Below are 12130 nucleotides of genomic sequence, written 5' to 3' on the forward strand. Positions count from 1 at the left end.
GCTTTGCGCACCTCAAAAAAACATCAGTATGATACCGGAAAATAAAAAAGAAGATAAAAACATGAACACATTTATACTTGGGTTTCAGGAAATTGAAAGATCAAAATTTATGGCTGTGGGAGGCAAAGGCGCTAACCTGGGCGAACTGTCGGGGATCAAAGGGATACGGGTGCCGGAGGGTTTTTGCGTAACCACCGAAGCGTATAAAAAAATAACCCAAAATAATCAGGAACTTAACAGCTTGCTGGACGAATTAACGCGTTTTAAAGCCGAAGAAAGGGGAAATATCAGCGAAATCAGCGCAAAAATCCGTATGGTCATTGAAAACACACCGATTTCTGAGGATATAGCTGAAGAGATTGCGGCTTATCTAACCAGATTTGGTGAAAAAGATGCCTTTGCTGTGCGGTCCAGTGCTACGGCGGAAGACCTGCCAACGGCATCCTTTGCAGGCCAACAGGATACCTATTTGAACATTATGGGAAAGGTGGCCATTCTAAAGCATATCAGCAAGTGCTGGGCGTCACTATTTACCGAGAGAGCAGTAATTTATCGCCTTCAAAATGGCTTCGACCATCATAAAATTCACCTTTCGGTAGTTGTTCAAAAGATGGCCTTCCCGCAGGCGGCAGGAATTTTGTTTACTGCCGATCCTGTTACTTCTAACAGGAAAGTGTTATCTATTGATGCCAGCTTCGGGCTTGGCGAGGCCATGGTTTCCGGCCTGGTGAATGCAGATCTCTACAAAGTGTGTAATGGCAATATTATCGATAAAAAAATATCCACCAAAAAACTGGCCATTTATGCATTAAAAGATGGCGGTACGAAAGAACAGGAGATTGAGCCTGAACAGCAGAATAAGCAAGCATTGACGGATGAGCAGATTTTAAGGCTTGAGCACATAGGCAGAACGATTGAAGAACATTTCGGCAGTCCCCAGGACATCGAATGGTGCTTGGCCAGCGATATATTTTATATTGTGCAGAGCAGGCCAATCACTACTTTATACCCGGTCCCTAAAGCGGATGATCAGGAAAATCACGTGTATGTATCTGTCGGTCATCAACAGATGATGACTGATGCCATGAAACCATTAGGGTTGTCTTTTTTCCTGTTAACGACCCGCGCACTCATGCGTACAGCCGGAGGAAGGTTGTTTGTTGATATCACACCTATGCTGGCTACTCCTGCCGGCAGAGAAACTATATTGAATGTACTGGGAAAATCCGATCCGCTCATAAAAGACGCCTTTACGATTATTATAGAGCGGGGAGATTTTATAAAATTATTACCTGACGATAATTCCGGCAAAAGCAATAAAAGTCCATCCCTTGCAGATTATAAAGCACTAAATGAATATGATCCTGCCATCGTTACTGATTTGATCAAGCATAGTCAAACGTGGATAGAAGAATTAAAACAAACCATCCAAACGAAATCTGGCCTGGATCTATTTGACTTTATCCTGGAAGATCTCCAGCAATTAAAGCAACGTTCAGCTGAATCACAAAGCTTTAGTGTAATCATGACTGGTATGAATGCTGCATCATGGATCAATGAAAAAATGAACGAATGGTTAGGTGAGAAAAATGCAGCAGACATACTTTCTCAATCTGTACCAAACAATATTACTTCGGAAATGGGCCGGGAACTATTGGATGTTGCAGATGTAATTCGTCCTTATCCTGAGGTAGTTGAATATTTACAGCATGTAAAAAACGATAACGTTTTGGATGAACTGGTTAAGCTGAATGGTGGGCAGGAAGCCCGTGGCACTATCGAGGCTTATCTCAACAAATACGGAATGCGATGTGCCGGGGAAATCGATATTACTAAAACCCGCTGGAGCGAAAACCCAATTACACTTGTGCCCACAATTCTTAGTAATATCAAAAACTTTACGCCTGGTGCCGGCAACCGGAAATTTGAGCAAGGACGAAAGGAAGCTTTGAAAAAAGAACAGGAGTTATTAGATCGATTGGCGTCACTACCAGATGGTGAACAAAAAGTCAACGAAACACAACGAATGATCAACCTTGTCCGGAATTATAGTGGTTATCGTGAATATCCAAAATACAGCATCGTTAATCGTTACTTCATTTATAAGCAGGCTTTGCTGAAAGAAGCCGAACAACTGGTACAAGCCAACATTATTCATAAAAAAGAGGATATATACTATCTCACATTTGAGGAGCTTCGCGAAGTGGTACACACTCACAAACTGGATTACTCCATCATCAACAAACGGAAAGACGAATACAAAATCTATGAAAAACTAACTCTGCCGCGTGTTATTACATCTGATGGCGAAATCATTACAGGTAAGTACAAACGAGAAAATCTCCCGGCCGGAGCTATTGTAGGTTTACCTGTTTCTTCCGGAATGATAGAGGGACGGGCACGTGTTATCTTAAACATGGAAGAAGCCGACCTGGAAGATGGGGATATATTAGTCACCGCCTTTACTGACCCCAGTTGGACACCATTGTTTGTATCCATAAAAGGCCTGGTCACCGAAGTTGGCGGACTGATGACCCATGGAGCAGTTATCGCTCGTGAATATGGCATACCGGCAGTTGTCGGGGTGGAGAATGCTACCCGGCTGATCAAAGACGGACAGAGAATCCGTGTAAATGGAACAGACGGATATATAGAAATACTATAAATTGAGGCGCTTTTTATTAGTGACGATGCAAATTCATTTAATATTCCATTATACTACCCGGAATATAGTAGCCCCATAATTATAAAAAAGATCTAAAAACAATTTAAGATTACAATCTTTTATTAATTCTATTTACCWTTAATAAACCAAAGACAACCCATTGTTTAAACCTTATCTGCATCCATATGAAAATTACAAATCACTGGTTAGAAGCCGACTCGAACGGCGAAAAAATAAAAATTTCTAAATCCGGAAATGTCAGAGATCCTATAGATCCCGATTATTTGGTAATTCATTATACCGCCACAGATACTGCACAGTCAGCAATAGACTGGTTTATGGACACCCGGTCGAACCCCGATAAAATTGCGGCCCATATTGTATTAAATACCGATGGCACAATTACACAGCTGATACCTTTTAATCACAGGGCAAATCATGCCGGTACCAGCACCTGGGATGGGGTAGATAGTTTTAATTATCATTCCATAGGGATAGAAATTGTAAACCCTGGTTTTGTGGAAAAGCTGGCAGATAATACTTTTAAACGCGCTACAGATGATGGTGTAAAAATTTATCCGGCTACCGATGGCGATAAGTTTATGAAAATTGATCATAAGCATAAGTTTTGGACAGGTAAAAACAACCATTACTGGCGTATTTTCCCGGATGCTCAGCTACAGGCTCTATACAAGCTTTGTAAGGTATTATTTGACACGTATCATTTAATAGCAGCCGTGGGGCATGACGATATCTCTCCGGCACGTAAGCCAGATCCCGGACCAGCATTTCCCTGGGATACATTTAAAGCAAATGTATATGGCAGTACTAACAACACTGGTAAAATTTATACGGTAAACACAGAAGGCACTAATTTTAGAGAATCATTTTCTACCAATGCCACTGTACTTAAAAAATTAACAAAAGGTTATGAAGTCGGCTTGATAGAAACAAACGGACAATGGAGTAAAGTATACCTGGTAAACAGCCAGGCCGAAGTATTGCAAAATGTGGATGGCAAGTTAAGGAGCATTAAAACCATAGGATGGATATTTAGCTCATTATTATCTTTAAAAGCTGGCCAGTAAGCATTTGACAGGCTACCCTATGGTTCCCCTTATTCTTCAAGATACTGATTAGCTTTATGTCCTTGGTCTTTGCGGGCTTGTAAACCTTTATAACGCATTTTTTTAGTCATCGCCAGCGATCCGTCAGCTCACCATTCCACGATTACCGATCTTGGAAGATCCCTGGTATCTTTTCCCTCATATTTCCGAAACAGGACGCGTAAGTATAACGCTGAGAAGGATTATAAGTAACTTTTTTATGAAGATAGTCAGCATAAATCATTTAACGGCGCAAAATCAGACCAAAGAATAATTTTATTCTTTAATTTGGCTCTTCATAAGAAGAGTATCCTATTTTGCTATTATACCTGAAAAATTAAGATAAATATGCTTTTGGTTTTAAATATAATTTTCCTGCTTTCGTTCCTGGTTTTTGCCTGGTTAAATCTGAATGATGTTGATTGGTACTTATGGGTACCCATATATCTAAGTGCTGCTGTATGTTGCGGGATGGCTGCTTTTGGTAAGTTTTACCCTGTTATTTATCTTTTACTCACAGCCTTTTATCTTGTTTATGCAGCAATTCTATTTTTTCAAAAAGACGGTGTACGCGACTGGATAACCAAATATAATAAACCCAGTTTGGTTGAAAGCATGCAGGCAACCAAGCCCTATATCGAAAAAACAAGGGAGTTTTTTGGTTTACTTATTATTGCCGGGGCATTGCTTATTAATTATTTTGCGCTTTAACAAACGGTTATGACCACCTACAATAAAGAGGAATTAAACGCTGCGATCGTGGACATAATCCAGGATAATATCAACCCGGTTTCCTGGGCCTGGCTCGGTGCAAAAAGCAATACAATCAGTAATTTAGCGCTTAATACCGCATTTACCATTGCGCCGCGTAAAACAGGCAAAGCAATCATAACTTTAACGCAGAAGCAACACGAATTATTAGCATCTATCAGACCAGGTTTTACAATCGATTACTGGACCGCTGACAGGCTTAGCAGGGTTTGGTTGTTGACTAAATATAATCATACCGATCACGACCGTTATTTCCAGGTGATTGAAAACCTTTTTTCGGTTGCCGAAATGAATGAACAAATTGCTTTATATTCTGCACTTCCGGTATTGCCGTACCCCCAACTATGGGTTAAACGCTGTATGGAAGGCATCCGAAGTAATATAGGCACCGTGCTGGAAGCCATTATGTACGATAATCCTTATCCGGCAGAAAACCTGGAAGAACCGGCATGGAATCAAATGATTTTAAAAGCTTTTTTTACAGAAAAACAGGTAAACAGGATATACGGCCTGGACCAAAGGGCTAATGAAGAACTTGCCCGCATATTAATCGACTATGCCATGGAACGCCATGCAGCCGGGCGGAAAGTAGACGATATGCTTTGGTATCTGGTTGGAAAATTTGTTGACCAGGCGCGATTGAGCGATATAAAGCAAGGAAAATTTTAGAAAAATTAAGAAAAATCGAGAATTATAAGATATTGATCATATAAAAATTAAACAAAATGTGTTGCAGCCATAATATAGAGGAAAGAAGTGTGCCATCGGTGCAATCTGCAGAGAAATTTGATATGGATTTAATAAAGGGAATGAAATTCTTTGATCCACATGTTCATATGACATCGCGCACTACCGACGATTACCAGGCCATGGCCGACGCGGGAATAGTTGCTCTTATTGAACCTTCCTTTTGGCTGGGGCAGCCGCGTACGGGAGTAGATAGTTTTAAAGATTATTACAGCAGCCTGGTTGGCTGGGAAAGGTTTCGTTCCTCGCAATTTGGAATAAAGCATTATTGCACCATAGGGCTCAACTCAAGAGAGGCAAATAATGAAGCCCTGGCCGAACAGGTTATGGAAATGCTGCCGTTATTTATGTATAAAGATGGCGTGGTTGGAATTGGCGAAATAGGATTCGACGACCAAACCGCAGCAGAAGAAAAATATTACCGTTTGCAGCTCGAACTGGCAAAGGAAGCCGGTTTACCTGTACAAATTCATACACCTCACCGCGATAAAAAACGGGGAACCCAACGCAGCATGGATATAGCCATTGAACATGGGCTCGATCCGTATATGGTAATTGTTGACCACAATAACGAAGAAACTGTAAAAGAAGTGCTGGACAGGGGCTTTTGGACGGCCTTTACCATTTATCCGTTTACTAAGATGGGAAATCAGCGCATGGTTGAAATCACGAAGCAATATGGTTCGGAAAGGATCATGGTTAATTCTGCAGCCGACTGGGGCATTAGCGATCCGCTGGCGGTACCAAAAACTGCAGCTTTAATGAAGCTCAATGGAATAAGCGACGCCGACATAGAATTGGTTACCTATCGAAACGCCATAACCGCTTTTGCTCAAAGCGGGCAAATTAACGAAGCCGACTTTGTTGCGGCCATTGATCAAAGCGCCAGGTTTGAAGGAAACAGTATTTTACGGGGCGGCCAACAGCCCCGCATCAATAAATCCTCTATTATTATTAGCTGACGGTGTTGAAAAAAATATTGGATTATTTACGGATGATGCGCCCCGCCAACGTTGTAACCTCGGTTGCGGATGTGCTGGCTGGCGCAGCCATAGCGGGTGCTTTTTCACAAGTGGCTTTCAAAGATCATTTACAGGCCATTATTATGCTTTGTTTTTCCACAGCATGCTTATATGGTGGCGGTATAGTGTTTAATGACGTTTTTGATGCCGAGCTGGATAAGATCGAACGCCCGGAACGTGCTATCCCAAGCGGCCGTATCAGTCTTGTGCAGGCAGCGGTATTTGGCAGCGCTCTTTTATTGGCAGGGGTTATAGCTGCTGGTATGGTTAGCCTGGTATCAGCATTATTGGCAGCAGGAATCAGCTTTTTTGCCTTGTTGTATAACAAGATCAGTAAGCATCACCCCTTTTTTGGTCCGCTTAACATGGGGTTATGCAGGGGTTTAAATTTGCTTTTAGGTATCAGCATAGTAACAGTTGCTTTAACGCAATGGTATTTTTTCGCAATTGTGCCTATCGTTTATATCTTTTCAATTACCATGATCAGTCGCGGAGAGGTGCATGGCGGCAGCAAGCGAAATTTATACATTGCCGCGCTTTTGTATGGTATAGTAACCGCTTTTATCCTTTACTTTTCCTACCTGAATAATAAATTGCTCCTATCTGTTATTATCCTTATACCATTTTTGTGGATGATCTTTAAACCATTGTTTAAGGCAATTCAAAATCCTATAGGTAAAAATATTGGCGGGGCAGTTAAAGCCGGCGTTATTTCATTAATACTGATGGATGCTGCATGGGCGGTAACATTCAGCACTGTTTATACTGCATTAATGATAGCCTGTTTACTGCCATTATCAATCTGGCTGGCAAAATTTTTTGCCGTCACGTAATTACATTAATTAAAAAACGTTTTTTCTGTATATGAAGCATTTATCTCAATCTTTTTCTGTAAAGTTTGAATACCAGGTTTATTTTACCACTGGCCTTTTTAATAAAACCAACAACTTATTTAACGACTTTTTACAAGGTTCCGGCACACCGGCTTCATTACGTAAAATACTTTTTGTTGCCGATAAAGGCGTTCTTGACGCGCACCCTAAGCTGATAGCAGAAATACAGGAATATTTTGCCTTTAGCAACCATGTCCGGCTTATTCCGGATATTTTGGTTGTACCGGGTGGTGAGGTAGTAAAAAACGACATAACTTATTTTGACAGCGTTGTTGAAGCTGTTAATACCTATGGCATCGACAGGCACTCCTATATTGTAGCTATTGGTGGTGGCTCGGTGCTCGACATGGTGGGTTATGCTGCGGCGGTATCACATCGTGGCATCAAACATATACGTATACCAACCACGGTGCTCTCGCAGAATGACTCTGGAATCGGGGTAAAAAATGGAATTAACTTCTTCTCCAAGAAAAACTTTTTAGGAACATTCATGCCTCCGGCGGTAGTTTTTAATGATGATGATTTCTTAAAAACATTAACCGATCGCGAATGGCGTTCAGGAATTTCTGAAGCGGTAAAGGTTGCTTTATTAAAAGATGAGCAATTTTTCAACTGGATTGAAAAAAATACCGGAGCATTGGTTCAACGCGATATGGAAACAATGAATTACCTGGTATGGAAGTGCGCACAACTCCATATGGAGCATATTGCCGGCAACGATCCCTTTGAAAGCGGATCATCACGCCCGCTTGATTTTGGGCATTGGAGTGCACATAAGCTGGAGTACCTGAGCAATTTTGAAGTACGCCACGGTGAAGCAGTGGCCATGGGCATTGCACTGGATACCGTTTATTCTGATCTTTCGGGCCGTTTACCATCTGCACAAAGCACCAGGATAATCCAAACCTTGCAAAGCCTTGGCTTTGAAGTTTCACATCCTTTATTGCAAATAGATAAAGACAACAGCCCAATATTAGCCGGACTGGAAGAATTTCGGGAACATTTAGGCGGGCAACTAACCATTATGCTGCTTAACGCTATTGGCGAAGGCGAAGAAGTGCACGAAATTGATACCAACCTGTTAAAACAGGCTGGCGAAAAATTAGCGCAGATGCATAAACTTCAATTGCACTAATCATCTACATTTATGAAACTTACAGCAGGGCATTTAACCTATTGCACCAATATACACGCCGGCGAAAACTGGGCTGATCATTTCGATGCTTTGAAACTTAGCTTTCCCGAAATAAAGCAACAACTATCACCGGATGCACCAATGGGTATTGGGCTGCGGTTATCTAATATTGCCAGTATCGAGCTACTCCAGGGCGATAATCTGCGGCAGTTTAAACAGTGGTTACAACTTCATGATGCTTACGTGTTTACAATGAATGGCTTCCCGTATGGCGGGTTTCATCATGTTATAGTTAAAGACCAGGTGCACGCCCCCGACTGGACAACCAGCGACCGCGTGGCTTATACCATTAGGCTATTCCATATATTGGCTGTTTTGCTGCCCAACGGCATGGAAGGCGGTATATCAACTTCGCCGTTAAGTTACCGCAATTGGTTTGATAGCGAGGCGGCACTTGAAGCGGCCAAATCAGCGGCCACAAAAAACATATTACAGGTAGCTGCAGAACTGAACATCATAAAGCAAAAAACAGGTGTTAAATTACATTTGGATATAGAACCCGAGCCCGATGGGATCCTGGAAACAGGGAAAGAGTTCATCGAATGGTTTGAGCGGGACCTGCTGCCGCAAGGTGTTGGTTTTTTTGAAAAGGAATATAAAATACCAGCTGCCGAATCGCAACAGCTCATCAGGGATCATATAAATTTATGTTATGATGTTTGCCATTTTGCCATAGGTTACGAACCGCATGAACTCATCATTGATGAATTAGCCCAAAAAGGAATAAAGGTGGGTAAGATACAGATCAGTGCTGCACTTAAAGCAACATTTGATGCATCGCGCGCCAATAAAAAGGCAATCCTGGCAGAGTTTGAAAAATTTAATGAAGCTACCTACCTGCACCAGGTTATTGCCAGGCTTGCCAACGGGGAATTGTTGCGCTACCCTGATTTGCCCAATGCATTAACAGCAACTGATGATGCTCATGAATGGAGGGCGCATTTTCATGTACCCGTATTTTTAGAGAATTTTGGACTGCTTCAATCCACACAAGCCGATATTATAAAGGTATTAGCCATCCAGGAGCAAAACCCTTTTACCGATCATCTTGAAGTTGAAACTTATACATGGGGGGTATTACCGGATGCTTTGAAGATTCCCCTTACTCAATCTATTATCAGGGAACTTGAATGGGTTAAATATAAATTAACAAACTGATTTGGCATTATGAATAAAACGGTTGTTATTGATATTGTAGGCTTATCTACCGCTGTGATTGGCGAACATACGCCTTTTTTAAAAGCGTATATCGCCCGAAAAAACTTAAATACTATTGAGCCACTTTTGCCGGCCGTAACCACTGCCGTGCAATCAGCCTATCTTACAGGGAAATATCCATCTGAAAATGGCATCGTAGGTAACGGCTGGTATGACCGTATTGACAGCGAAATTAAATTCTGGAAACAATCAAACAAGCTGGTAAGCGGAGAAAAGATATGGGATAAGGCAAAAAAAGAAGACCCTTCTTTTACCTCATCGATGATGTTTTGGTGGTATAATATGTATTCTACCGCCGATTATTCGGTAACACCCCGGCCCAATTATTTAGCCGACGGTAGGAAGATGCCTGATTGCTATTCGCACCCTGCCGAACTGCGTGATGTGCTCCAGGAAAAGCTTGGGCAGTTTCCGCTGTTTCAATTCTGGGGGCCAGGGGCAAATATCAAATCGAGCAAATGGATAGCAGATGCATCAATGTATACCGATGACCTGCACAACCCTACCCTTACATTGATTTATCTTCCGCATTTGGATTATTGCCTGCAAAAGTTTGGGCCCGATGAATCAAAAATAGCCAAAGAGCTTGGAGAAATAGATGCCCTTGTTGAAGAACTGGTTACTTTTTATGAAAAGAAGAAAGCACGTATCGTCCTGTTGTCCGAATATGGTATAGCCCCGGTAAGCAAGCCCATACATTTAAACCGTTTATTCCGCGAGCATAACCTGGTACAGATACGTGTGGAACGCGGCTTAGAACTGCTTGATCCCGGCGCATCCAAAGCGTTTGTAGTTGCTGATCATCAGATAGCCCATGTATACATTAATGACCCATCGGTAACGGAACAGGTAAAAACTTTATTAAAAACAACACCGGGTATCCAGCTTGTGCTTGACCGTAAAGAGCAGGCCGCTTATCATATAAATCATGAACGTGCCGGCGACCTGGTATTAATGGCTGATGAAAGTTGTTGGTTTACCTATTATTTTTGGCTGGATGATGCCAAAGCACCTGATTATGCCCGCGTGGTTGACATTCACAAGAAACCGGGCTATGATCCTGTAGAAATGTTTATGACCTCAAAAGCCCGTGCAGGATACAAACTGCTTCGTAAAAAAGCCGGATTTAGGTATGTAATGGATGTTATCCCCTTAGATGCCACATTGATTAAAGGGTCGCATGGGCGGACTGGTGTTCCTGAAAAGTATAAACCAGTATTAATAACCGACAATAAGATTTTACAGGATCATATTGCTCCGGTTGATGTTTTTGACATTATCTGGAAACATTTAACAATGAAATAGCAAATTGAAGCGCAAAAACGATAAAATGAGGTGATTGATTATCCCCTCATTTTATCAAAAAATGGCGTTTTTCTTTCCTGCACGCAGGTTGCAGCATACAGGTATAAAGCGGCGCTCCAGCTTTGCCAGTCAACCCCCATTACCTGGCCATTCTGCGCCTTTATCCATTCATTAAAGCCAAACTCAAGATTTTGGTCCTGGGATAACCTTACCAGTTTGGTTAGCTCCATCAATTTTTGCTCTGCAAGCCGATACCGTTTAGCAGCAACAAGCGCCGCAACATAAAACCCACATATAAACGGCCAGATTCCGCCATTGTGATAATTGCCGGGCATGTTAAAGTTCTCGTAGCGGGGATGCCAGTCAGCATCACCAGGCAGCACAAAGGGGAAAAAATTTGGCGGAATGTCAGCAGCCAGATCGCCTTTTTCCTTCATAAGCCTGCATTCTTCTTCTACCCAGGCTATAATTTCTTCAGCTTTTGAAACAGATACCAGGCCGGCAAGAATAGCCATACTATTACCCAGCAGATCAAACCGTTCGCTAAAATGAACCTTGTATGACCAGAAAGCATAATACGGCTTGCTTTTAACTTTAAGCCCTTCGTGTTTGTGAAACGGGATGTAATCCTCAATGGTAAACCGTTTCATTTCTTTGCACATCTGGTCTGCCCGCTCATCCTGCCCAAGCAGGCGCAGGTAACTGTAAACAACCGTATTTACAAACAAACCATATCCTAATACCCATTGCTCATCGCGCCAGTCGCTGGTTGGCTGCTGGGCAACCATTATCCGGTCAGACGGGCTTTGATACTCCATCCAGGTCAATGATTTTTGCACGGCGTCTTCTAAAAAATCTGCCTCGCCTGTCAGCTCCCTGAATATGCCAACTCCCATTAAAAACAATGGCGTAGTATCGCTTGCACCCCGGTCATCTTTATCATGTACCAGCGAAGTTATATGGCCATGACTGGTTTGGTTTTTTGCAAGCGTTTGTAATACTTTACGGGTGCTTTCAATAAGGTGCTTGTTACCGCTCACCGCTATGCCTAAAATAGACAACATCAGGTCGCGGGTGTAGGGCTCAGGGTATCCCCATCCGGCGGTACGCGGTAAACCATGAAATGGTCCATGCGAATTATGGATCAAAATTTCGGTAGCGGCTTTTTTTGCTGCTTCAATCTCCAACCAGTTTACTGTTTCCATAGC

General features: G+C 42.2%; 10 protein-coding genes. 9 read left to right on the forward strand and 1 reads right to left on the reverse strand.

Translation table 11 applies throughout. The features are described from left to right. The first annotated feature begins 28 nt into the window (after nt 1–28). The 9 genes from ppsA to AC1DQW_RS08765 all read left to right on the forward strand — a co-directional run bounded on the left by ppsA (nt 29) and on the right by AC1DQW_RS08765 (nt 10922). Entirely contained in the window at nt 29–2665 is a 2637-nt protein-coding gene (gene ppsA, locus AC1DQW_RS08725) for a phosphoenolpyruvate synthase (RefSeq protein WP_477453729.1), read from the forward strand. A gap of 185 nt (nt 2666–2850) precedes the next feature. Beyond that, entirely contained in the window at nt 2851–3753 is a 903-nt protein-coding gene (locus AC1DQW_RS08730) for an N-acetylmuramoyl-L-alanine amidase (protein ID WP_477453730.1), read from the forward strand. Between the two features lie 366 nt (nt 3754–4119). After that, entirely contained in the window at nt 4120–4482 is a 363-nt protein-coding gene (locus AC1DQW_RS08735) for a transmembrane 220 family protein (RefSeq protein ID WP_477453731.1), read from the forward strand. Between the two features lie 9 nt (nt 4483–4491). Continuing rightward, nucleotides 4492–5211: an EboA domain-containing protein gene (locus AC1DQW_RS08740; protein WP_477453732.1), complete on the forward strand. Its 720-nt coding sequence runs from the start codon at nt 4492–4494 to the stop codon at nt 5209–5211. Between the two features lie 122 nt (nt 5212–5333). Continuing rightward, nucleotides 5334–6251 (forward strand): TatD family hydrolase, encoded by a 918-nt coding sequence (locus tag AC1DQW_RS08745; protein WP_477453733.1) that lies wholly within the window; start codon nt 5334–5336, stop codon nt 6249–6251. Nucleotides 6252–6253: 2 nt separating this feature from the next. Then, nucleotides 6254–7144 (forward strand): UbiA-like protein EboC, encoded by an 891-nt coding sequence (gene eboC / locus AC1DQW_RS08750; protein WP_477453734.1) that lies wholly within the window; start codon nt 6254–6256, stop codon nt 7142–7144. Nucleotides 7145–7175: 31 nt separating this feature from the next. Beyond that, nucleotides 7176–8339 carry a 3-dehydroquinate synthase gene (locus AC1DQW_RS08755; RefSeq protein ID WP_477453735.1) on the forward strand — a complete coding sequence of 388 codons (1164 nt, stop codon included), beginning with the start codon at nt 7176–7178 and terminating at the stop codon, nt 8337–8339. Nucleotides 8340–8351: 12 nt separating this feature from the next. Then, nucleotides 8352–9557 (forward strand): metabolite traffic protein EboE, encoded by a 1206-nt coding sequence (gene eboE / locus AC1DQW_RS08760; RefSeq protein ID WP_477453736.1) that lies wholly within the window; start codon nt 8352–8354, stop codon nt 9555–9557. 9 nt (nt 9558–9566) lie between these two features. Continuing rightward, nucleotides 9567–10922, forward strand: coding sequence for an alkaline phosphatase family protein (locus tag AC1DQW_RS08765; RefSeq protein ID WP_477453737.1), 1356 nt, complete (start codon nt 9567–9569; stop codon nt 10920–10922). Between the two features lie 38 nt (nt 10923–10960). Here the strand turns inward: AC1DQW_RS08765 and AC1DQW_RS08770 are convergent, their stop codons facing one another. Continuing rightward, entirely contained in the window at nt 10961–12127 is a 1167-nt protein-coding gene (locus AC1DQW_RS08770) for a glycoside hydrolase 100 family protein (RefSeq protein ID WP_477453738.1), read from the reverse strand. Nucleotides 12128–12130 lie beyond the last annotated feature (3 nt).

This window comes from Mucilaginibacter sp. P5_A4, from assembly GCF_056400605.1.